This is a genomic window from Mycoplasma cottewii, assembly GCF_024918975.1.
GTDB classification, from domain to species: Bacteria; Bacillota_I; Bacilli_A; order Mycoplasmatales; family Mycoplasmataceae; genus Mycoplasma; species Mycoplasma cottewii.
The window spans coordinates 790,560-816,022 of record NZ_CP103424.1; the positions used below are offsets into that span (position 1 = coordinate 790,560).

The following is a 25,463-nucleotide window of genomic DNA, read 5'->3' on the forward strand; positions in this document are numbered from 1 at the left end:
TGATTTTTGTTTTTAATAAAAAAAGAAAAGTTATTGAGAATTTCTCTTAACTTTTCATTTAATTTCTTTTTCGAATGCTAGTGTTTTAATTCTTGAAACAATTCTTTCAATTTTAATATCTTCAACTGATGGATCTATATTATCAGCGTACTTTTTATTAGTAGTTTTAATTCTTAAGTTTTCTTTTAGTTGTTTAATTGAAAAATTAGAAGTAAAGAATGTCATTTTTTTATTTTCCATTCTATAGTTTAATACTTCAAATAAAAAGTCATCGCGTGATCAAGATGATAAGTTTTCTCCACCAATATCATCTAAAAATAACACATCAACATTTTTTAAATTTTCAACGATTTCTATTCCTTTTTTACTTGTTGCATTAAAAGATCTTCTTACTTTATCAATAACTGATCTTAATGTACAAAACACAACTTTATAATCTTTAGATGCAAAAGTATTGGCTAGGATTTTAAAAATATAAGTTTTACCAACTCCAGGAGCACCATATAAATAAATACCTTTATAATTACCTTTTTTTTGATTTTCTAAAGCGTATTTTAAAATCTTTGCTTTTTCTTTTTTTTCATTATTAGTTAATAAATTAAATTCTTGATTTGTTAATTCACTAAAATAATAATCTTTTGCAACTATAGAAAAATCTTTAACATCAAAATCAGTATATAAATAATTGTTTATAATTTTATCTAATTCTTGTTGTTGAAGTTTATGAACACAAGCGGTATTTTGAATATAAAAACGACCATTTTCAAAAACAATATTTACTTGATTACCCTTAGGATTTTGCACACATTCTTTGTTAATATCGCACTCTTTATAAAATAATAAAAAATCATCTAATATATCTTGATTTTTTAAAAGCACTTCATCAGTGATAGGTGTTTGACTTTTTTGCGATTCAATGATTAAACTATTTATTTTTTTATTATTCTTATATTTTTCTAGTTGCATATTATTCTCCTATAAAAGTGCTTCAAGTTCTTCGAAAATAGTTGTATTTTGAGATAATTGTTCATTTAAAAAATCATTTGTTAAATTAGATTCTAATAGATCGTTTGTTTGAATTGTTTTATCAACTTGACTAGAACTATTTTTGATCTTTTTCAAGTAAGTCATTGTTTTTTCAGTGCTTTTTATATTTTTTTCATATAAAGTTTTAGCTATTTTTTGAATATATTTAACTACAATAGATCCATTATTTTTTTTATAACTAAAATCAATTAAACAATTAATAATTCCATCATTAAATTTGTATGTGTTTTTAATATTATCAATAGCATGAGCTCAATCTGATAGATCAATTTTATACTTAGCTTTACAATAATCATTTCAATGCATGTTATCAATGATTTGAATCATGTTTTGTTGGTTTTTAGTTTTTTTAGTATTAGTTTTATTTTTTTGTTTTTCACTTGTAACTAAAGAAATTAATTCTCTTTCAAGTAAGATTAAATCAATTGATTTTTTATCAAAATCATATGAATTATTAATTAATAAAATTACTTCATTTTCAGTTAATTTTTTAATAATTAAAACATCAACAAGTATTTTTGCAAGATTTTCAGAACATAGATCTATATTAATATTTTGTTCTTTTAATTTAGTATCAATATAATTTAAATCTAAAACTTCTTTTAATTTTTCACAATTTGATGAATTAACTTTTAAGCTTGTTTTATATTTTTTAGAATCATTCATAAAAGAATAATCAATAATATCAGCAAAATCAATATGAACTTCTTCAAATTCATCTTGATTAATTTTATTAACACCTTTTAACATAAACTTAGTAATTTCATAATTTTGTTCATCTAAAGTTTTTTCTAATAAATTATTTAAATATTCATTATTAAAAAAGTCTTTACTTTTTAAAGGAGAAATTATTTGAAATTTAACTAGTTTTGATTGATCTTTTTTAACATAAACTCTAACAAGATTTAATGCGTTTAAAATATCTAAAGCATCAACAATTTCTTTATGAGTCATTTGAGTAATGCTACATAACCTTTCTTCGTCTAATCCTTGATTTTTTAATTTAGAAGTGATCATATGTTCTTGAATCAATGTCAAAAATAAACTAACTGTTTTAGCTCCAATTAATGGTTGATATAAACATGTTAAGGTTTTGTATTCTTCAGCATCTAGAATCGGCGGAGTATCTACTGAATATTTAAAGCCTTTTTTTAAAACTTCCATAATAATCCCCCTAATGCCTTTATATTAATAATATTAATATGTTTTAACCTTAAAATATTTTTAAAAGATTTAAATATTTTTCAATGTTATTTTCATTTTATAACATGATTAAAAATAACTATTTAACATAGTGTTTATTATATGTTTTCCACTTTTCAACAACAGTTATTTTTGACAGTTATTACAATAGTATGTTCCTCTTTGATTTACTTGAATTTTTAAAATTTTTGATCCACATACTTTGCAATTTTTATTATTTTGTAAATGTACTTTTAATTCGTTTTGATATTGACCTTTAACTCCTGGTAAAGATTCAAAATCATTAATTGTAGTTCCATTCATTTCAATAGCTTTTTGTAAAACTTGTTCAGCATTGTATATTATATCTTTTATTTGTTCTTTTGATAATAACTTAGAAGTTTTATCTGGTAGAATTTTTGATAAAAATAAAACTTCATTTACATAAATATTACCTAATCCCGCAATTATATTTTGATCTAATAATAAAGTTTTAATTGCTTTATTACTATTTTTTGTTTTTGAATATAAATACTCAACAGTTGTTTGTCCATTTAATGGAACTGGTCCTAGTTTATCTAATTTAGATTCAACTAAATAATTATCTTTATTATAAATATCTAAAGTTCCAAAACCTCTAGCATCATAAAATCTAAAGAGCATATCATCATCTAATAAAATTTCAGCTCTTAATCAAGATTGTTTATAACTATAATTGTTTTGTTGTTCAACTACTCATTTTCCAGTCATTCTTAAATGAGAAATAATTACATAATCATCTAGTTGGATAACGATATATTTTGCTTTATTAAAAACTTTATTTATTTTTTGATTTTTAACTAGATTTTTAAAATCAAATGCTGATTTAGTTTTGATAATTTTTTCTGAAAATATGTTTGCATCTTTAATTATTTTGTTTGTAATTTTTGGTTTGATAACTTTTACAACTGTACTAACTTCTGGTAATTCTGGCATATAAACTCCTATTTTAATCCATATCAAGTATTTGCTTGAGATTGTGAAACTTCTAAATTAATAATCGCTTCATCATCAATATTTAATCATTTAATCATATCAACTAAAGCTGAACTCATTTTATCAACTACAATTTGTTTAACTTGATCTAATTCATTTAAAGGAACTTCTAAAATGATTTCATCGTGAATTTGACCGATCATAATAGTTTTTAAATTATTTGATTTTAATTCTTTAAAAATAGATATCATAGCTACTTTTAAAATATCTGAAGCCGTTCCTTGAATTGGCATATTAACAGCAATTCTTTCTCCAAATTTTCTAACTAAATATTGTTTAGATTCTAATTCTAAAAGATGTCTTTTTCTATTTGTTAATGTTGAAGAGTATTTATTTTCTTTTGCTTTTGAAATTTGATCTTGTTTAAATTGTAATAATCCAGGAAATGACTTATAGTAGTCTTCTATCATTTGTTTTGCAGTTTTAACATCAACATTTAAATCATTTGCTAAACCATAATCAGTTAAACCATATAAAATACCAAAATTAAATACTTTAGCCATTCTTCTTTGTTCAGGTGATACTTTTTGATCTTTTGATATATTAAAAATTAATCTAGCAGCTTGATCGTGAATATCTTTATTAGCATTAAAAGTATCAATTAAAACTTGTTCTTTTGACATTTGAGCTAAAACTCTTAGTTCAATTTGAGAATAATCAAAGCTTAAAAATGTTTTATCACTTGAAGTTGTAAATATTTTTCTTACTTGTTTTTGATCTTCATCTTGAATAGAAATATTTTGAATATTAGGATAAGCTGAACTTAATCTTCCAGTATTTGTTAAAGTATGATTAAAAATTGTGTGAATCTTATTATCATCATAAATAAATTTTTCAAAACCTTTTAAATAGGTTGTATATAATTTGTGAAATTTTCTATGTTCAATTAATAGATTAACAATAGGATGATAAGCTTGTAATTTTTCTAAAACATCTTTTGATGTAGCATTTTTATCTAGGTTTGGAAGATTAAGTTTATCAAATAATAATTCTTGAACTTGTTTTGGAGAAGCAAAATTAAAATCATCATCTATAATGTCATTTAAAATTTCTTTCATATCATTTTCAATGTTTTGAAGTTTAACTAAAATGTTTTGAGTTTGAGTTTTTAATTCTTTTTTATCAATATAAATTCCTTGACGTTCAGCAACATATAATACTTCAATTAATAAATGATCTAATTTGTAGTAAAGATCTAATGTATTAGTTTGTTTTAATTGATCGATTAATTTATCGAAATTATTTTTTAAAATAATCGCTTTTTTAGTAATATATTCAGATTTTTTGTCTAAATCAATATTTGGATTTTTCTTAACACCTTTTCCGAAAATATCTTCTTTACTTTCTAAATATATTTTTAGATCGATCATTTTAATTTGATGTTCTAATTCTGATTTAGCAAAAGCATTTAATGAATAACAAGCAACCATAAAATCAAAACTAAAATCAGTTACATAAACATCATAACCATGATTTTTTAATAAATAAGTTGTTTTTTTAATATCATATGTGATTTTTTCTAACTTATCATCTTTTAAGAATTTTTCTAATTCAGCATCAATTAAACCATCAACTAGATCATCAAAAATACTCAATTGTTGAACTTGTTTTTTAAAATCAATATAAAAATTTCCTTTACTATTAGAAATACCAATTCCAATCATATTATCTAAATGATAGTTTTCTTCTAGTGATTCAACATAAATATAATTTTTCTCATCACTATATTCTTTAGATCATTTTTTTAAAATAGTGATATTAGGTTTTTCTTCTTTAGTTTCATTTTCTTTATTAAGATCACAAATAAAATCGAATTTATTCATTAAAGAAAACATTTCATATTTAGTTAAGAATCTTTTAATATTTTTTGGATCTAAATTTATTGGATCAAATTCAAGCTCTTCAATATTAACATCAGTTTTAATTGTTGCTAATCTCTTGCATAAAAAAGCTGAATCTTGATCGTTTTCTAATTTAGTTTTTGTTGCTCCTTTAATTTCATTTATATTATTATAAATATTTTCTAAACTACCGTATGTATTTATTAGTTTGCTTGCTCCTTTATGACCAATTCCATTAACACCTTTTAAATTATCTGAACTATCTCCCATAATAGCTTTTAAATCTGGAACTTGTTTTGGTAAAACTTCTCATAATTTAAATAGTTCTTGTTCATTAATTACATCTGGATTTACAATACCTTGTTTTGGTACAACACACACAGTTTTATTACTAATTAGTTGATACATATCTTTATCACTACTTAATATTTCAACACTAACTTCATCAAATTTTTGTTCAGCAACTTTTGCAATAGTTCCAACTATATCATCGGCTTCAACATCATCTCTTTCAAATCAACAAATGTTTGCAGAAGTTAAAAACTCTCTAATTATTGGTAATTGTTTTATTAACTCTTCAGGTGTTTTTTGTCTTCCTGCTTTATAATCTTTTAACATTTCATGTCTGAAAGTTTTTTTACCTTTATCAAAAGCGATAAATAAACAATCATAAGGACCTCGCGAGTTTAAAACAGATAACATCATATTTATAAAAGAATAAACTGCATTTGTAGGTGTTCCACTTGTTGTTCTCATAATTGGACTTGATGAATATGCCGTTGCATAATATGCTCTAAATAATAATGAGTTACCGTCTATTATTAATATTTTTTTCATAATTTTCTCCTTAGATTTGTTTAATTAGTTTTACAAATTTTGCTGATATTTTATTTTGTCTTGTGTTAGGTTGAATTTCAATAATATAAGCTTTATTAACAATAAGTTTATCTTTAACTTGCTCATAATCATTTGCAAAAATAGTCACATCAACTTCTGAAGTACTATCAAATATTGAAATAAATGCCATTGTATTATTATTCTTATCTTTAATTTCTTTAATGTTTGAAATAAATCCAACAATAATTTGATTTTGATTTACTGTTAATTTTGAAATATCAACAGGGTTGTATTTTAAATTAGAGTTTTTAATTTTTAAAATAGGATTTGAATCAATGAAAAATCCATACAATTCTTTTTCAAACATAGCTAATGTTTCATCATCAAATTCATCATAATCAATTAGAATAACTTTTTCTTCATCACTTATATTTTTTAAATCTTTAAAAGCAACTGCTTGATTATAAATAATATCTAAATTTTTTAACATAGTTTGTTTATTTAAGTTTCACAAATTATCTAATGCTCCAGCTTTAATTAAAATTTGAATTGTACTTATTGATATTTTTTGATTAATCATAGCTAAAACAAAACTATTGATATCTTTAAACATCTCTTTATTTTCTTTTTTTGCTTGTGATATTTTTTTAACAATTTCTATACCTATTCCTTTAATTGTAGTTAGTGGCATATAAATTTGTTTATTTCTTATTTGATAAGTTAGTGAAGTATTTAAAATAATCGGTTTATTTATCTTAATATTATATTCATTTAACTCTTTAATATATTGGTGTGTTTTTAATTCACTTCCAATCACTCCACTTAATAAACTACTGTAAAATTCACAAGTATAATTAGCTTTAAAATATGCTAATCAATAACTCACATAAGAATATGAAATTGAGTGAGATTTATTAAATCCATAGTTAGAAAATTTATCAATTCAGTTTCAAATTAAATTAGCTTTATTTGGTGATAAGTTATTTAGTTTTATTGCATTATTAACAAATTCTTCTCTTGCTTGATGCATATAATCAGCATTTTTCTTACTCATAGCTCTTCTTACAATATCAGCTTTTGCTAGTGAAAAATTGGCGATTTTTTTAAGCATTTGCATAACTTGTTCTTGATAAACAATAACTCCATAAGTTGATTTTAAAATATCATAAACACTATCATCGATAACTTTAAGATTAGGTAATTTTTTATTAGATAAATATTGAGGTATCATTTCTTGAGGTCCTGGTCTATATAAAGCAGAAGCATCAGAGATACTCGATATAGAGTCAACTTTCATCTTAACTATTAGATCAGTCATTCCTTTAGATTCTAATTGAAATATACCTGAAGTATGTCCTTTTTGTAAAAGATTAAATGTTTTTCAATTATTTAACGGAATTTGGTTTAATTTAACATTAATATTGTAATTTTTTTGTATTAAATGTTTAATTTCTTGTAATGTTGTTAGATTTTTTAAACCTAAAATATCCATTTTAATTAAACCTATTTCTTCTAAATAACTCATATCATATTGAGTTTGAAAAATACCATTATAACCGATCTTAATTGGAGCAATTTGCCTTAAATCAACATCAGATAAAATAACTCCAGCAGCGTGAGTTCCAGATTGTCTAGGTAATCCAACAATCATATTCATAGCATCAAAAATAGTTTTGAAATTTTCATCTTGATAATAATCTTTTAGTATTTTGTTTTCATTTACAAAATCTAAAAAATTAATATCTTTATCATGATCTAAAAGTTTAGATATTTTATTTACAATATTCATTTCAATTTTAAAAACTCTACATACATCTCTTCAAGCCATCTTATAACCAATTGTTTGATAAGTTGTAATTGTTGCAACATTGTATTTTCCATATTTTTCAAATAAATATTCTAGAACTTCTTCACGTCTATTATCTTGAAAATCTACATCAATATCAGGAAGAGTTTGACGTTCAGGATTTAAAAATCTTTCAAACAATAGATCATATTTTAAGGGGTCAACATCAGTAATTCTTAATAAAAAACTAATTAAACTACCTGCAGCACTACCACGTCCGGGACCGACCATAATATCTTGTTTTTTAGCGAAATTAACATAATCAGCAACTACTAAAAAATAATCACTAAATCCCATATTTTTTATGACATTTAGTTCATATTCTAATCTTTTAAAATACTCTTTTGCATTAATTTGTTGATTATTTTTTTGGTTATATTTAATAAATGCTTTTAAAGATAATTCACATCTTTGTTTTAAAAATTCATTACTTGAAATATTATCTGGTGTTTTGTATTTTATTAAATATTTTGTATCATTGTCAAAAAGATCAAAACTTACTTTTGAAAGTATTTCAATACTTACTTTATAATTATTTTGTTCTAAAAAAGTTATATCAGGATAACAATTAAAAGAATTAATGTTTATTTCATCAAGAGTTTTAGTTTCTCTTATTGCAGTTAAAATTTTATAAACATCTTTTTGATCAGGATCTAAATAATTAATTGGTTCTAAGTATAATTTCAATTCATCAGCATCATACAAATCATCATTTAAAATTATTTTTAAATTAGTTTTAAATTCTTGATCAGTAAATTTAGCTATAACTACAACATTGGTATTTATATTTTGATAAATATAATTTTTAATATCTTGATCAGAATGAGTAAAACCGTCATGTAAAAAACTAGATATATGACAAATAATTTGATAACCTAATCTATTTTTTGCATAAATACATAATCTAGTTTGATCGTCAAAATCTATGTTTAATCCAACAATTGGTTTAATATTATTTTTTTGAGATTTTTTAATAAATTCAGCAACACCAAACATAGTGTTTTTTTCACAATAAAAAGCATAATCAAAGTCATGCTTTTTAACAAAAGAAATGTAATCATCAATTTTAATTAATGAATCTAAAAAATTATATTCACTTTTAACTGTAAACAGTGGTGTAAAATTCATGATTTATCTCCTTTGTTTTAATTTTTATTCTTTATTTTCTACAACTTCTCCATTTTTGAATACAAATTCAGTTATATGGTTTTGAATTGTTTCTTCTAAAAGTTCAGGTCATAAAATAGCATCTTCTTGAGCGATCGCTGTGTGAAGTCTAGGTTTTGTAACAGGTTGTTTTGGCACAAACATACTACATACATCATCAAATGGAAGAATTGAAGTTTCATATGTATCAATAAACTTAGAAATTTCAATAATTTCTTCTTTATCATATGTAATAACTGGTCTTAAAATAGGTATTAAACTTGTTCTGTTTATTACATCCATACTTTCAATAGTCTGACTAGCAACTTGTCCTAAGCTTTCACCTGTAATTAGAGCTTTATAATTGTATTTATCAGCAATAGCGTTTGCTATTCTCATAAACATTCTTCTCATAATAGTTATCTTATAACTTTCTTCAGGAATATGTTGTAATTCTTGTAACATTAAAGCAAAATCACAAACATATAATCTGAAAGTTGATGAATTATATCTAGATAATTTTTTAGCTAAATCAAAAACTTTTTTTAATGCTTCAGCTGAAGTGTGAGGTGGAGTCATAAAGTGTATAAAATCAATATGCATACCTCTTTTTAAAGTTAAAAATGAAGCAACAGGTGAATCAATTCCACCACTTAATAAACTTAAACCTTTACCACTAATTCCAACTGGTAATCCTTTTAAACCACTAATTCTATTATCAAAAACTTCAGCGTGATCTTTTTTAATTACAACTTCTACTTTTAAATCGGGATTATGTACATCAACAGATAAATTAGAACAAGCTTTTAAAATTTCTGGAGCTAATTTTTGTTTAATTTCAATACTTGTTAGCTCAAAAGATTTATCTTTTCTAGTTGCTTCTAATTTAAAGGTTTTTGCATTAGATTGTTCAACTATTTTTAAAATAGCATTTTTAATATCTTCAAGATCTTTTTTTGTGTGTTGAATAACTGATAATGAATAAATTCCAAAAACAGTTTTTAATTCTTCTAAAACATCATTTGAAATTTCATCATTAACTTTTAATATTAAAGAATTATTATCTTTAATATATTCAATATCATCTTTATTAAATCTTTTTAATTTAAATTTAATGTTAGAAATTAACTTATCAACGAATCTGAATCTGTTATTTCCTTTTAATGTTAATTCACCATATCTTATTAAAATGTGTTTCATGTTTTCTCCTAATTCTTAAATTTTATTTTCTTTAAATAAATCTATACCTAATTCAATAGTTCTTTTATAATCTTTTAACTCATAAGCATTCATTATTTCATTTATTTTCTTATTAGAATTGTTTTTATAATCTAAATAACGATTAGCGTAAGTCACAACATACTGAGCTAATTTATCTAACATAACTTCATCAATAACATTGTGTTTAATATAAATTGTTTTTCTTAATTGAACATCTAATTTTTTTAATAATGCATCAAAATTATCTGGTGAAGATAAAATGAATTTATTTTTCTTTTCAATATCTTCTAAATCTTGATATCTAGATTTAATTTTATTTTTATATTGTTGTAAGTTTTTAATATCACCATGTCTGTAAATAATTGATTCAGTACACAATAATGTAGTTCTAATGTTATCTAGTTTTGATTCGACTTCTTCTAAGAATGAATCTTTAGTTCTTAAAATAGAATAAATTTCTATAAAGTCATTATAATAACTTTCTAATCTAGTTAAAATATTTTTTATTTGATAAGCACATTTATATAACACTGAATAAGCTTTTATTGAATATTTAAACTTAATAAATTTAGAACAAATAATTTTATATTCATCATTAATCGAATCAATAAAAGGTTTAATAGCATAGTATTTTTCTTTAGCTATATCAATGTTGTTTTTTAATGAAGTATTTAAAAGAATTAATTGTTCTATTTTTTTACTTTCGTTTTCAAATTCTTTTATAATGTTTTGAATTTTTCCAATATTATTTTCAAAGAATATAAAAACTTTATCTTCAAATTTTAAATAAGAACTTAATCTATCAATATCACTAAATAATTGTTGATATTGATTTGTTGCTGAATCAATTTTTCCATTATATATAAACTGTAATATTTTTTCTTTATGTTCTTTAAAATTATTATTTATATCTTCAAGTTTATGATCTTTATCATTTTTAAAAATTAATTGTTTATTAATTTCTTCTAATTTCTGATATAAAGCACCATTTTTTTCTAATGACATAGCCATTCTGTGAGTTTTATCAATAAACTTAATAAATCTAGAAATTCCTTCAGATAAATTAATGATTTTTCTAAACGCTTCTTCAAACTTACCTATCTTAATATAATAATCACAAATAGTAATTTTTTTATTAATTATTTGTTTATACTCTTCAATAATTGACACGTTAACTTTTAATTCATTTTGTTCTTTTTTTAGATCTACAAAATCAAAAATTTCATTAGCAGTTTCTTGAATAATAATTTTAGTATCTCTTAATAAAAACTCAACTTCAGTTACTTTTTGAGTTTCATAATATATATCTCTAACATTTAATTCTAAGTTTTTAGATACTTCTAAAAGTTTATTTGCTCTATGTAAATTTTTTATAGAAGGAAATCTTTTTGATTTAAAACTTCATTTATTGACACCGAAATATTGACTTACATTTTCAATTAATTCAGGTAGTTGAATTTTATAAATTTCATAGTATTTTACTTTTCATATTTCAATATCTTGTTTTAAATTTTCATTACTAGAATTTTGAACAATAAAATTCATTCTATTTAAACGATTAGGTAGTGGGTGTTTTAAAATTCTTTCAATAATATTTGTTGTTTTAAAAGCTTTACTAATAATATTTTTATAAATTATCAACATAGATAAACTAATAAGTAAACCAAAAAAACCTATTCCAAAAGCAACATATGAAATAAGTTCAATAATTCTATTTGAACTAAAAACAAATATAGGATTTATGATCATTTCCATTGCTTTTGCTCCCTTTTTCTAAATTAAATTATACCAAAATAGACTAGCTATTAAGATAAGTAGAAATAAAGTTATTTCCAGTAATTATTAACTTCGTTCTTAACATACGGTTCTAGTTTTTTTATCAATAACTACAATTAATTTATGAAAGATTATGAAGTATTAATCACACGTTTAGACTTTTTTCAAGTCTTTTTTTTTTTTTTTGCGAGTACAATTTTTATAAAAGTGATTGTATTTTTTTAAGTAAAGAAAGGATAAATAAATATGAAACTATTTAAATGATTTTCTTTATCTGTTATTTTAATAGGAAGTTTTGTTACAGTACCAATTATTACTACTTCTAAAATAGTAAAAAATAATCATGAATCAAATAATCAATCAGATCCACAAGATATTAAACAACAATTAGAAACAAGTATTTCACAAGTAAAAGAAAAGATAAAAACTCTTAAAGAAAAAACAGAATCACTAACTCAACAATATCAATCTAATGAAACTAAAATTAATGAATTTAATCAATCACTTACACAACTTACAACTCAAAGAGATTCATTGAAAGAAACTTTAGATGATTTATTGCTACAAAATACTAATAGGAATCAAGGTTTAATAACATATAAATTAGAACTAGATAGTTTAGAATCTAAACTTGAAAATTTTACTCAAGAACGTGGTAAATTAGTAAAAGAAAACCAAGAAAAAAGAGACCTTATTAATCAATTAAAACAACAAATAAATGGTATAAATAGCGAAATAGGAGATTTAACTTCTGCTATATCTAAACAAGAAGTAACAAATATTAATTTAAACAATAGTAACGGAGATAAAAGGAGAATTGACGCACCTAGAGAATTAGCAAAACTTAATAGAATTAGAACTGAATTATCTGATATTGAACGTCAAGTTAAAAATAAGGAAAAAGAACAAGCTGATTTAGAAAAGAACTTAAAAGAAGTAGAAGACAGGCATAAAAAATTAAAAGAAGAAATAATACCTAATTTAACAACAAGATTTAACAACTTAAAAAGAGATTTTGATCAACAACAAGAAATGAATAAAAATTATGTTACTGTTTTTTCAAAAATGGTAAATGAAGTTTGAGAAAAAACTACTAAAAAAACTATTTGAGCACTTGATGCTTATAGGGATATTCTATCTCGTTTTAACATTGAAACACAAAAAAACTTATCAATTTCAAATTTTAAATTGAGAGAACCAAGTGAATCTAAAGAAAGAGTTAGTGTTGGAAAATTTAAAATAGTAGTTGATGATCTTACAATACAAACAGGAATACAAAATCTTCAAATAATCAATTTAGATTTAGATATAGATTTTATTTACCCTGAAAGTAGACCTCATAAGATAGAAGGTAATAAATTAGTTGAAATAGGTTATAGAAAAAGATTTTTAAAAGATGGAATTGGCAATGCGGGACTTGGAGGCGGAGAAAATTTAATTTCTATATATGACCCATTACCTGATGTAAATGAAGTGCCTGAGTATTTACCTTGGTTTATTCAATCTCTAGATTCTGCATTTCTTAGAAATAAATTCTCTTCTATAAAAAATCTGGAAAAATGAGATGTTTCAAACATAATAGTTATGAACTATACATTTAGACTTGCTACAAAATTTAATCATCCAATTGGTAATTGAAACGTTTCAAATGTGAGATTTATGCGTAGAACTTTTGCAGGTGCACAAGGTTTTAGACGAAATATCTCAAAATGAAATGTTGTAGAACATGTAAAAACTTTTGCTTTTGTAACTATTAAATCAGGTAATTGAAACAATCCTTATTGGGATAATAATCTGCCACAAATTGTTCGAAATAGATTTACTTCAGGAATAACACCTGGTGGTTTTGACCCATTCAAAGGTGAGGATGGTTCGGATGGTGGAGCTGGTCTAGAATGAATAATAGATAAAGATGCCTAATGATCATTGAACTTGCTAATTAATAAGGAGGGCGGTTTTATGAAATTATATAAATTAATTGCTTTAAGCACAGTTTTTATACCATCATCGATTTTCATACCAACTATAAGTTCTTTTTCATATTTAAAACAAGATTCTAGTCGAACAATCACTGAAAAGATTAATAATTTTAACGGATTAATAACCAACATCGATTCAAAAGTAAAAGAAATTGAAAAAGAAAGTAAAAAACTTTTAACAAAATTATCAGAACAAAAACAAAGCATATCTAATTTAGAACAACAAATTAAGATCATTGAATCAGAAAGAGATATGCTGAGTGCGTCAATTGCATCATTGCATACGCATGATGCAAATCGGAAACGAATAATATTTATATTAGAACGCAGAAAAAGCCAGCTAGATGAAGATATATCATCAATAAAACAACAAATTGCTAAATTAAGACAAGAAAAAGAAGGAATTGAAAAAGAACATTCGGGTGTATCTTCTCAATTAGTACAACTTAGATCTAGAAAAAAAGATTTACAAGAAGAATTTGATGGATTATTAAGGCATCATCAAACCTTACTTGATGAACAACAAGATATCCAAAAAACAATAGACTCTTATATTCAAGAAGCGAACAATATTAATGAACAAATAAACGATGAAAAAATTAAAATTGGTAAAATACAATCTACTATAGAGTCTCTAAGAGAAACTCATTCCCAAGTTAATACACAAATAAGTTCATTAGTTAGTGAAGAAACAAGATTAGAAAGAGAAATTAGAGATTTAATACCTAGAATTAATGAACTAGAAAGAGATAATGGTCCTTTGAATAAATTACTTGTAGGAAAAATTACTGAACTTTGAAACGATAACATGAAAGATACTATTTGAGCTGGAGAAACATATCAAAGTGTAGTAAACCGTTTTAATAAAGTAATAAATAGTAAAGGAAATAGTAAAGGTTTAAAATCTAAACTAAGTGATATCTCAAATTTAAATAGCAAGGTTTCAAACACTGATTTTTTAACTATGGGAATTGAACAAAATAATAAAATTGTCTTAAAGCTAAATTTAAAAGTAGGAGAAATTCATCCAGAAGAAAGAGCTAAACCGGTTGTAGAAAATGGTGTTTTAAAACAATTCGGTTATATAAAAGAAGAAATAAATGGTAAATCATATATAAGAATTGTATTCGATAATTCTATACACACCGTTCCAGAAAGACTACCTTGGTTTATTACTAGCTTAAGAGACATGCTTTACTTGAATCAGCACACTGTCAAAATAACAAATATGGAAAAATGAGATACTTCAAATGTAAAAGATATGTCAAGTGCCTTTGAAGGTGCAAGAGCTTTTAACCAAGACATATCAAATTGAGATGTTTCGAATGTTGAAGATGTTACTAATATGTTTCGCCGAGCTCAAAGTTTTAGACAAGATATTTCACATTGAGATTTATGCAGAGCTAATACATTAAACTTTGTAACCCCAAGATCTGCAAATTGAAATGATCCTTATTGAAGTATTAATTTACCAACAGTAATTCATCATAGATTTACTAGAAATGAAGGAGAAATAAACAACCAAGGAACTATTATTTATATAAGACCATCTGGTAATTGTTAGAACCTATTGAAAAATTATTAATTAAATAATTTCATAAATACACTATATAAAATGGTGTAAAAAGGTTAAAAAAGGATTTTACAGCCATTTATGCTAAAACCTAAAAATTTTAAAATAGAGTTTAAAGAAGAAACTCTATTTTTTTATTATAAAAAATATAAAAATAAACAAAATTATTCACTAAAAAATAATAGTAAAATATGCTATTTTATACACTATAGAAAAGAGGATAATAAAATACATCAATTTCTTTAACGTCTTTATTAACGTTTATGTTCAGTAATTCTATTTTTATTTTGTAATTCTAATCTAGAATTTAAAAGATAAATTACATAATTTAAGAACACTAGAGATACAAAATATAAAAGCATGATTATATACATTTTTTTATATACCATCTGTTGTGTATTTATACAGTTTAAATAAGATTTCTTTTAAATACAATTAAAATTTTAAGTTATTTTTTATCAATAACTACAATTAATTTATGAAAAATTATGAAGTATTAATCACACAGTTAAACTCTCTTCGAAACCGGGACAAAATTATTAGACTAAATAGTTATGTTTATTATACACACCTCATAGTTCTTGAGGTGTTTTTCATTTGAATTTTTTAATATTCTTTCATTGTTATATCACTCAATGAAATTTTTAATACATTCTTTTAGTTCACTAAAAGTCATTTCTTTACTTTCTTTTCAAAGTTATAAAACATTTCTGATTTTAAAATTGAAAAGAAATATTCAGCTTCTCTATTGTCTAGAGAGTTACCTATTCTTGACATTGACACCACTCCACCTCGTTGCTTTATATACTCAAGATATTCATTCGATGAATATGTTACACCATGGTCTGTGTGAATAATAAAGTTTTTAGGAAATTTTGTTTTTCTAATGTGAGTCATAATTAAATTAGTGTCGTTATATATGGATAAATTATAACTAACAATTTTCTTTGTTTTGTGATGAATTACGATAGATAAATAAACATGTCTTCCTTCTACATCTATTGGAGCAGGAATGTAACTAACATCACTTGCATAAATATCGTTTTGTAGTCCATTATAATCTCTATTAGCAATATTTGGATAATACACGTTAGTATTTTTTGATTCACGCTTTTTCTTGCACGTTGTTCTTACGTGACAGAAAAGACCTAATTTATTCATTGCTCTTCCTAGTGTTCTAGGGTTAATAATAATGCCATATGTCTTGAAAATATATGCTGATAGCCTTTCTCTACCATATCTTCCGTTTTGTTTTGCAAAAGCTTCTCTAATTATTTCTGCGTGTTCTATAACAGCTTCTTTCTTATCTTTTGATTGTTTCTTGATTTTGTAGTAAAAAGTTGATTTAGGTATTCCAAGAATTTTCATTATTTCCTTGTTAGAAATATTTTCTCCAAATTTTTTCTTAATTTTTTCTATCAGTTCATCTAGATTGTCAACCTTATTTTTCTTTAAAATATCTTCTTTAAAAGGTCTGTTATTAACCATTCTAAAACTTCGTGATCAATCTCTTTAATCACTTCGTTTCTTTGTTTATCATATTCTTCTTTGTTCTTTCTAGGTCTACCTGATCCTTTACCTTTTTAGGTGCTTTTCCTGTTTGTGATTCTTTTAGTTCCATACCTAAATTATAATCTTTATATTTTCTAGATAAATATCAGAAGGCTTCTTCTGAAAGTAAATAATTTTCAGAATTTCTAATTTTGCTATAAATATAACAAAATTCTTTTTAGTAATATTTTGAGATAAATATTCTTTGTAGTGCTTAAATACTTCTAACCACTCACTTACACTTAGTTGCTTTCCTCTTTTCATAAATACTCCTTTTTGAAAAAATAGACCCCCTAGGGGTCTATCCCTTAGGGAGTCTAATAACTTTGTCCTACTCTCTTCTTATGAAAGTGATTGTATTTTTTAAGTAAAGAAAGGATAATATATGAAACTATTTAAATGATTTTCTTTGTCTATTATTTTAATAGGAAGTTTTGTTACAGTACCAATTATTACTACTTCTAAATTAATAAAAATAATTATGAATCATCAAATAACCAATCAAATACACAAGATATTAAACAACAATTAGAAACAAGTATTTCACAAGTAAAAGAAAAGATAAAAACTCTTAAAGAAAAAACAGAATCACTAACTCGACAATATCAATCTAATGAAACTAAAATTAAGGAATTTAATCAATCACTTACACAACTTACAACTCAAAGAGATTCATTGAAAGAAACTTTGAATGATTTAAGTCTACAAAGAGCTGGTAGTAGTACAGGTTTATTAGAATATCAATTGCAAATAAATGTTTTAGAATCTCAAATTAAAGATCTTAATGAAGAACATGGAAACTTAGTAAAAGAAAACCAAGAAAAAAGAGACCTTATTAATCAATTAAAACAACAAATAAATGGTATAAATAGCGAAATAGGAGATTTAACTTCTGCTATATCTAAACAAGAAGTAACAAATATTAATTTAAACAATAGTAACGGAGATAAAAGGAGAATTGACGCACCTAGAGAATTAGCAAACCTTAATAGAATTAGAACTGAATTATCTGATATTGAAAGTCAAGTTAAAGAAAAGCAAAAAGAACAAGCTGCTTTAGAAAAGGACTTAGAAAATATACAAGACAGACATAAAGAATTAAAAGAAGAAATAATACCTAGTTTAACAAGAACGCTTAACAACTTAAAAAGAGATTTTGCTTGACAACAAGAAATGAATAAAAATTATGTTACTGTTTTTTCAAAAATGGTAAATGAAGTTTGAGAAAAAACTACCAAAAAAACTATTTGAGCACTTGATACTTATTTTGATATTCTATCTCGTTTTAACATTGAAACACAAAAAAACTTATCAATTTCAAATTTTAAATTGAGAGAACGAAGTGAATCTAAAGAAAGAGTTAGTGTTGGAAAATTTAAAATAGTAGTTGATGATCTTACAATACAAACAGGAATACAAAATCTTCAAATAATCAATTTAGATTTAGATATAGATTTTATTTACCCTGAAAGTAGACCTCATAAGATAGAAGGTAATAAATTAGTTGAAATAGGTTATAGAAAAAATTTTTACAAGATGGAATTAACAGTGGTACGCAAGGACTTCAAGGAGGAGAAAATTTAATTTCTATATATGAACCATTAACTGATGTCAATGAAGTGCCTGAGTATTTACCTTGGTTTATTCAATCTCTAGATTCTGCATTTCTTAGAAATAAATTCTCTTCTATAAAAAATCTGGAAAAATGAGATGTTTCAAACATAATAGTTATGAACTATACATTTAGACTTGCTACAAAATTTAATCATCCAATTGGTAATTGAAACGTTTCAAATGTGAGATTTATGCGTAGAACTTTTGCAGGTGCACAAGGTTTTAGACAAAATATCTCAAAATGAAATGTTGTAGGAGATGTAAAAACTTTTGCTTTTGTAACTATTAAATCAGGTAATTGAACAGAACCTTATTGGAGTAATAATACGCCACAAATTGTTCGAAATAGATTTACTTCAGGAATAACACCTGGTGGTTTTGATAGATTAAAAGGTGAGGATGGTTCGGATGGTGGAGCTAATCTAGAATGAATACGAGATGCCTAGTGATCATTGAACTTGCTAATTAATAAGGAGGGTGGTTTTATGAAATTATATAAATTAATTGCTTTAAGCACGATTTTTATACCATCATCGATTTTCATACCAAATATAAGTTCTTTTGCATATTTAAAACAAGATTCTAATCAAACAATCACTGAAAAGATTAATAATTTTAACGGATTAATTACCAGCATCGATTCAAAAGTAAAAGAAATTAAAAAGAAAGTAAAAACTTTTAACAAAATTATCAGAACAAAAACAAAGCATATCTAATTTAGAACAACAAATTAAGATCATTGAATCAGAAAGAGATATGCTGAGTGCGTCAATTGCATCATTGCATACACATGATGCGAATTTGAAACAAATAATATTTATATTAGAACGCAGAAAAAGCCAGCTAGATGAAGATATATCATCAATACAACAACAAATTCCTAAATTAAAACAAGAAAAAGAAGGGATTGAAGCAGAACATTTGCGTGTATCTTCTCAATTAGAACAACTTATATCTAGAAAAGATAAGTTGCAAGAAAAATTAAATGGATTATTAGATCATCATAAAACCTTACTTAGTGAACAAAAAAGATCCAAGACGCAATAGATGGTTATATTCTAGAAGCGAACAACATTAAAGAAAAAATAGATGCTGAAAAAAGCAAAATTGGTCAAATAGAATCTAGTATAGAGTCTCTAAGAGAAACTCATTCCCAAGTTAATACACAAATAAGTTCATTAGTTGGTGAAGAAACAAGATTAGAAAGAGAAATTAGAGAGTTAAGACCTAGAATTAATCCACAAAAAGAGAAAATGACGCTTTAAATAAATTACTTGGAATAAAAATTACTGAACTTTGAAATGATAACATGAAAGATACTATTTATGCAGGAGAAAAGTGTAGTAAACCGTTTTAATAAAGTAATAAATAAAACGTTTAAAGATTTAAAATTTAAACTAAGTAATATCTCAAATTTAAATAGCAAAGTTTCAAATACCGATTTTTTAAATATGGAAGCTGAACAATATAATCATTTAAAGCTAAATTTAGAAGTAGGAGAAATTAATCCAGAAGAAAGACCTAATCCAGTTATACAAAATGGTGTTTTAAAAAATTTGGTTATAAAAAGAAAGAATAAAAGGTCAAACACGTGTAAAAATTGTATTTGATAGTTCTATACGCACCGTTCCAGAAAGACTACCTTGGTTTATTACTAGCTTAAGAGAAATGCTTTACTTCGATGAGCACACTGTCAGAATAACAAATATGGAAAAATGAGATACTTCAAATATAAAAGATATGTCAGGTACATTTCAAAATACATCAGCTTTTAACCGAGACATATCAAATTGAGATGTTTCTAATGTTGAAGATGCTAGTTTTATGTTTTCACAAGCTCAAAGTTTTAATGAATCTATTGTCCATTGAGATTTATGTAGAGCTGATACAACTAACTTTGTAAACCCAGCTTCTGGAAATTGAAGACAACCTTATTGAGAAGCTAATTTGCCAAAAGTAATTCGTGATAGATATACTGGACTTACTGCAAATGAAGGAGAAAACCAAAGAAATCCTATTTATATAAGAGCATCTGGTAATTGTTAGAACCTATTGAAAAAAATATTAATTAAATAATTTCATAAAATACACTATATAAAATGGTATAAAAAGGTTGAAAAGAAAGATTTTACAGTCATCTATGATAAAAATCGAAAAATTTTAAAATAGAGTTTCCAAACTCTATTTTTTATTATAAAAAATATAAAAATAAACAAAATTATTCACTAAATAATATTCGATCATTCACTAAAAATAATAGTAAAAATGTCCTATTTTAATATAATACACTATAGAAAAGAAGATAATAAAATGGTCATTCCTTATCACACTCTTTTAGAAGTTTTAAAAACTGAATAACAATTAACTTATGAGTTTTAGCTTGTAAGTTTCAACCTTTTATTTTTATGCTTAAATGGAAAACGTAGGAGAAAACCTACTCCAAAAGCAACATATGAAATAAGTTCAATAATTCTATTTGAAATAAAAAAATATAGGATTTATGATTATTTACATTGCTTTTGCCCCTTTTACTCTAAATTAAGTTATACCAAAATAGACTAGGTAATAAGATAAGTGAAAATAAAGTTGTTGATGATTATGTTAGAGTTTAGAATTTTACTAAGTTGGTTATTTTTTTGCTAGTTTTTATGATGTTATCTTTTTTCAATTTAAAGTGTTGATTGAACTTGTTTTGTTGATGATTTCTTGTTTTTGAGTAAGTGCTTCTTTATTAACTTTTAAGTTATCTAAAACAATCCGTTTACTTGTTAAATTATTGATAATAGTTAAAAGTTGGTTTTGTTAAACAATTAAGTTTTAATTGTCCTCGCATACAAATATAAACTATGAATATTATAATAATATTAACTCAAAAGATAAAAGCGTAGTGTTTAAATGAAAAGTATTCCTATAAGAATTTGTATAACAAATAAAACATATAATCAGTTAAAGAACAACGATTTTAATTTTGATTTAATAACAGAAAAGAGTATAGATTATTTTGTTATTTCTAATAATAAAAATATTTTCTATGATAAAGATAATTTTTATATGCTAACTAAGAAAAATAATAAAATATCATTTGACTTTATTTTTTTAGTTTTAGAATTTAATGAAAAGTTTTGTAGCTTTATTGGTGATGTATACAGACGATCTATGAAAGAGCTTAATGAGATTTTCTTTTCAAAAAGTAATAGTCTTTACTTCCAAATGAAGTTTGTTAAGTGGGATAAATTCAACTATATTTAAATACAGCTATGAATCTGATAATTATGATGTATTTGATTTTGTCACTGAAATTTTTATTAAAGTTTTAACTGGTTATTATTTTATTGATGGAAATAAAAGAACTGCTTTAATGTTGTTAATTCAACTACTAACAAACTTTGGGTATTATTTCTATTTTTCTGATGATTTCAATTTTTCTAAACATTTTTACCATCAAACTGTTGAAAAGGAACTGGCAAATTTTGTTAGTTAAAATGCTACAGCAAAATAAAGTCGGTCATAAAGAAATTAAAGAGTGAATATATTCAAGAATAACTATTTATTTAGAATCTTAAAACATTATCATTAATATATAAAAAAAGAGTGACAACTAACGAAAGAAAATAAATACAATAGTAGATTTGTTTCATGAGATTCAATATCTGAAGAAGAACTTTCAGAACAAGTTGAAAGAGTATCGAAAAGAATATCTAGCGATAAAGAGTTTGTTGCTCTTTTAAAAAGACTAGAAAAGATGTAATACATAAAAAAAGACTCATTTGAGTCTTTTTTATCAATACTTTTTGTATTTGTATTGATAAAAGTTGGTTTATTGGTACTTTTATCAATACTATTGTCAATACTTTTAATAGTTTGGATTGATAAACAGGATGAATACTGTTCATAACGATAGTTGTTGATAGCATTTGATTCTTACTTACTTTAGCAAACATTAAACTAGTAAAAAATAAAACCGTACTTTAAAATCAAATTTTAACAAAAGCTCTTAACTATAAAAAGTAAATACCTACTTAAATATTTGAAGTCATAGTAATGGTTGAAAAATTACTAAGTCAAATAAAAAAACTAAGATTTTTAAGACAATTTTTAAGACAAAATAGTTGTGTTGGTTTTTTATATAAGTGCTTCACATCTGTTAGGTGTTTTTGTTTTAAATGTTTTAATTTTTTTATTGTTATATCATTTAATAAATTATTTGATTTCATTTTTTAATTGGTTGAAAGTTTGTTTTCATACAGCTTTTTAAAATCAAAAAACATTTCTGACTTTAATATTAAAAAGAAACATAGATCTGTTTTTATTATCAAATTTTAACTCTTTTTTTAGGAGAAATATACATTTTGTCTTCTGGTTGAATGTTGAAAGCTTTAACAAACTCTTCATTATTAGCTGCCTGGATGTTAGCTCTTAATTCAGCAGGTGCATGTGGGTCTTGTTCTAGTAAACGTTTAGCACGTTCAGGTTTAAATTTAGCTTTTCAAGCTTTTGCTCAATTAATGAAGAATTTTTCAGCACTATAGTCAGGTTCTCTTTTAGCAGCTTCTAATGCACAACTTACACCACCAGCATCAGCAATATTTTCACTAACAGTTAGTCGACCATTGCATTTACCATAATCAGTTTCAACATCGTCAAAAAGATCAATCATTGCTTTGATTTTATTGGTAAATTTAGCAAAATCCTCTTGTGTTCATCACATTTTTAAACAACCTTTTTCATCAAAATTAGCACCATTATTGTCAAATGCATGTGAAATTTCATGAGCAATTATAGCTCCAATACCACCATAATTTTCTGAGGTTGTATGTTTAATTGAATAGAAGGCACCTTGTAATATTCCAGCTGGAAAAACAATGTGGTTGTACATTGGGTGGTAGTAGGCATTAACTTGGTATGGGGTCATAATTCAATAGTTTTTATTAATTGGTTGTTTATATTGATTTAAGTTGTATTTATGTAATATTTCATTAAATTTTAAAACATTTTCAATCAATGAATTTGATGATGTTGTTAGTTCACTATAATAAGGTCTTAATTCAGTAGGATATCCAATATGTGCATTTAAAGTATTCAATTTTAAAATTGCTTTATCGATTGTATTTTGACTCAATCAGGTGTTTTTTTGCAATCTTTTTTTGTATATTTCAATCATATGTTTAACCATTTTTTCAACATCACTTTTAGCTTTTGCACCTAATTGTTTTTTACCAAAATATACACCTATTGGCATAGAAAAGAATTTTAATGCTAAATTTAAGGCATGTTTATTTTTATTTTCAACCTTGTCTTGACCACTTACAAATAGCGAATATTTAGATGCTAAAGTACGAGTTTTTTCATCTAGATATGGTGCAAAAGTTAAAACTAATTTAATAAGCATTCAAGCTCTAATTAATTCAAAGTTTTTTTCGTTTAAGATTTTATCAATATTTAATGCAAAATTATCATCTGAAAAAATTATTTTATCAACTTCATCATTAATTACTTTACTTACTATGCTAGCAATATTAAAATACTTGGTCTTAGCAACAATTTTTTTGTAATCATAAGGTTTATAAAGTTCAGTATAACGAACTTTTTGTAGCGAAGTTAGTGAGTATTTAGCAATAATTTCGTCAAACTTTAAAGCTTTGTGAATGATTTTATTAATTTCATAAGTGTCTTTAATAAATAGTGTTAATAACTTTCTAGCCATTGCTTTAAATGATTTTAGAAACACTGCTTTTTGTTCTTTTGTATCATAGTGACTTTTGTCAGGAAGAATATGATTAGCAATACTTGCATAAAGAGTCTGGATTGATGGATCTAAAAAGTCTAAAAAAACACCAAAACTAATAGGTAACTCATAGCCTCTTAACATAAATTTCACATAGTTGTCTTGTAGCTCTTTTAGTGATGAAAGATTCAAAATTTCATCAAAATAAGGCTTTAGTGGACTTACACCTAACTCGTTTCTTTTTTCAATATCACTTGTTAATTTGTAGAAATTGGCAAAATTAATTAAGTTAACATCACTTAATTTGTTTGTCTTGTTTTGTTGTAAAATTTTCTTTGCTATACGTGTAACTATTTTTTCATTGCGAATTTCTAGTTCATCAAATTCACTTATTGAAGAGCGATCTGATGGAATTTTAGCTGTTTCTAATCATTCATTATTAATAGCCTTGAATAGATTATCTTTTACATTATATTTCATTGCGACTCCTTATTTGAGTAATCTCTCATAGATTTTATTATAAGTTGTCATAGATATTTGCTCAATAATTTCTTTTTACCTACAACAAAAACTCAAGAACAACATTAGTTGACTTGTTTTTTTTATTATATCACTATTAAATAACACGTTTAAATAATAAGAATTAGCTTAAAACTAAGCGGACTAACACCTGTTGAATATACAAGACAGCCTACCGCTTAAAAAAGTCCGGATTTCGTACCCAGCATTTCTATTTTTCTGATGATTTCAACTTTTCTAAACATTCATACTATCAAACTGTTGAAAAGGAATTGGAAAATTTTGTTAAAATGCTACAACAAAATAAAGTCGGTCATAAAGAGGTTAAAGAGTGAATATATTCAAGAATAACTATTTATTTAGAATCTTAAAACATTATCATTAATATATAAAGAGTGACAACTAATGAAAGAAAATAAATACAATAGTAGATTTGTTTCGTGAGATTCAATTTCTGAAGAAGAACTTTCAGAACAAGTTGAAAGAGTATCGAAAAGAATAGCTAGCGATAAAGAGTTTGTTGCTCTTTTAAAAAGACTAGAAAAAATGTAATACATAATAAAAAGACTCA

General features: G+C 24.3%; 20 protein-coding genes and 1 pseudogene. 12 read left to right on the plus strand and 9 right to left on the minus strand.

Going from position 1 to position 25,463, the window contains the following annotated elements; genetic code table 4:
• Positions 1-30: 30 nt before the first annotated feature.
• From NX779_RS03410 to NX779_RS03440, 7 genes are all read right to left on the minus strand, one after another.
• A complete protein-coding gene (locus NX779_RS03410) occupies positions 31-966 on the minus strand; it encodes an ATP-binding protein (RefSeq protein ID WP_259430017.1) in 936 nt (311 codons plus the stop codon).
• Between the two features lie 9 nt (positions 967-975).
• On the minus strand, positions 976-2,211 hold the full coding sequence (locus NX779_RS03415) for a DnaD domain protein (protein WP_259430018.1): 1,236 nt from the start codon (positions 2,209-2,211) through the stop codon (positions 976-978).
• A 165-nt stretch (positions 2,212-2,376) separates the two neighbouring features.
• A complete protein-coding gene (gene mutM, locus NX779_RS03420) occupies positions 2,377-3,204 on the minus strand; it encodes a DNA-formamidopyrimidine glycosylase (RefSeq protein ID WP_259430019.1) in 828 nt (275 codons plus the stop codon).
• A gap of 8 nt (positions 3,205-3,212) precedes the next feature.
• Positions 3,213-5,942, minus strand: coding sequence for a DNA polymerase I (gene polA / locus NX779_RS03425; protein ID WP_259430020.1), 2,730 nt, complete (start codon positions 5,940-5,942; stop codon positions 3,213-3,215).
• 10 nt (positions 5,943-5,952) lie between these two features.
• Positions 5,953-8,916, minus strand: a complete 2,964-nt coding sequence (dnaE, locus tag NX779_RS03430; protein ID WP_259430021.1) for a DNA polymerase III subunit alpha — start codon at positions 8,914-8,916, stop codon at positions 5,953-5,955.
• Positions 8,917-8,940: 24 nt separating this feature from the next.
• Complete coding sequence (gene thiI / locus NX779_RS03435) at positions 8,941-10,134, minus strand: tRNA uracil 4-sulfurtransferase ThiI (protein ID WP_259430022.1); 1,194 nt, start codon at positions 10,132-10,134, stop codon at positions 8,941-8,943.
• 15 nt (positions 10,135-10,149) lie between these two features.
• Complete coding sequence (locus NX779_RS03440) at positions 10,150-11,910, minus strand: hypothetical protein (protein WP_259430023.1); 1,761 nt, start codon at positions 11,908-11,910, stop codon at positions 10,150-10,152.
• Positions 11,911-12,177: 267 nt separating this feature from the next.
• Here NX779_RS03440 and NX779_RS03445 point away from each other — a divergent pair, with 267 nt between their 5' ends.
• Entirely contained in the window at positions 12,178-13,851 is a 1,674-nt protein-coding gene (locus NX779_RS03445) for a BspA family leucine-rich repeat surface protein (protein ID WP_259430024.1), read from the plus strand.
• Between the two features lie 39 nt (positions 13,852-13,890).
• Positions 13,891-15,474: a BspA family leucine-rich repeat surface protein gene (locus NX779_RS03450; RefSeq protein ID WP_259430025.1), complete on the plus strand. Its 1,584-nt coding sequence runs from the start codon at positions 13,891-13,893 to the stop codon at positions 15,472-15,474.
• 548 nt (positions 15,475-16,022) lie between these two features.
• Here NX779_RS03450 and NX779_RS03455 read toward each other — a convergent pair.
• Positions 16,023-17,298, minus strand: a pseudogene (locus NX779_RS03455) (IS3 family transposase).
• Between the two features lie 121 nt (positions 17,299-17,419).
• Between NX779_RS03455 and NX779_RS03460 the strand changes: the two are divergent.
• The 9 genes from NX779_RS03460 (at position 17,420) to NX779_RS03500 (ending at position 22,129) form a co-directional block, all read left to right on the plus strand.
• Positions 17,420-17,566: a hypothetical protein gene (locus NX779_RS03460; protein ID WP_259430026.1), complete on the plus strand. Its 147-nt coding sequence runs from the start codon at positions 17,420-17,422 to the stop codon at positions 17,564-17,566.
• Between the two features lie 143 nt (positions 17,567-17,709).
• Entirely contained in the window at positions 17,710-18,618 is a 909-nt protein-coding gene (locus tag NX779_RS03465; protein WP_259430027.1) for a GumC domain-containing protein, read from the plus strand.
• Positions 18,619-18,653: 35 nt separating this feature from the next.
• The gene (locus NX779_RS03470) at positions 18,654-19,094 is read left to right on the plus strand and encodes a BspA family leucine-rich repeat surface protein (protein WP_259430028.1); all 441 of its coding nucleotides are present in this window, start codon (positions 18,654-18,656) and stop codon (positions 19,092-19,094) included.
• A gap of 39 nt (positions 19,095-19,133) precedes the next feature.
• A complete protein-coding gene (locus tag NX779_RS03475) occupies positions 19,134-19,364 on the plus strand; it encodes a hypothetical protein (protein WP_259430029.1) in 231 nt (76 codons plus the stop codon).
• A gap of 40 nt (positions 19,365-19,404) precedes the next feature.
• Entirely contained in the window at positions 19,405-19,695 is a 291-nt protein-coding gene (locus tag NX779_RS03480; protein ID WP_259430030.1) for a hypothetical protein, read from the plus strand.
• A 278-nt stretch (positions 19,696-19,973) separates the two neighbouring features.
• Positions 19,974-20,261, plus strand: a complete 288-nt coding sequence (locus tag NX779_RS03485; RefSeq protein ID WP_259430031.1) for a hypothetical protein — start codon at positions 19,974-19,976, stop codon at positions 20,259-20,261.
• Between the two features lie 55 nt (positions 20,262-20,316).
• Positions 20,317-20,694 carry a BspA family leucine-rich repeat surface protein gene (locus NX779_RS03490; protein WP_259430032.1) on the plus strand — a complete coding sequence of 126 codons (378 nt, stop codon included), beginning with the start codon at positions 20,317-20,319 and terminating at the stop codon, positions 20,692-20,694.
• Positions 20,695-21,543: 849 nt separating this feature from the next.
• Entirely contained in the window at positions 21,544-21,897 is a 354-nt protein-coding gene (locus NX779_RS03495) for a hypothetical protein (RefSeq protein WP_259430588.1), read from the plus strand.
• Positions 21,818-22,129 carry a type II toxin-antitoxin system death-on-curing family toxin gene (locus NX779_RS03500; protein ID WP_259430033.1) on the plus strand — a complete coding sequence of 104 codons (312 nt, stop codon included), beginning with the start codon at positions 21,818-21,820 and terminating at the stop codon, positions 22,127-22,129. The genes NX779_RS03495 and NX779_RS03500 overlap by 80 nt, the downstream gene beginning before the upstream one ends.
• Before the next feature lie 828 nt (positions 22,130-22,957).
• Here the strand turns inward: NX779_RS03500 and NX779_RS03505 are convergent.
• Positions 22,958-24,853: a M13 family metallopeptidase gene (locus NX779_RS03505; protein ID WP_259430034.1), complete on the minus strand. Its 1,896-nt coding sequence runs from the start codon at positions 24,851-24,853 to the stop codon at positions 22,958-22,960.
• A gap of 444 nt (positions 24,854-25,297) precedes the next feature.
• On the opposite strand from NX779_RS03505, the gene NX779_RS03510 reads away from it, so the two are divergent.
• Positions 25,298-25,444, plus strand: coding sequence for a hypothetical protein (locus NX779_RS03510; protein ID WP_259430035.1), 147 nt, complete (start codon positions 25,298-25,300; stop codon positions 25,442-25,444).
• The last annotated feature ends 19 nt before the right edge of the window (positions 25,445-25,463 follow it).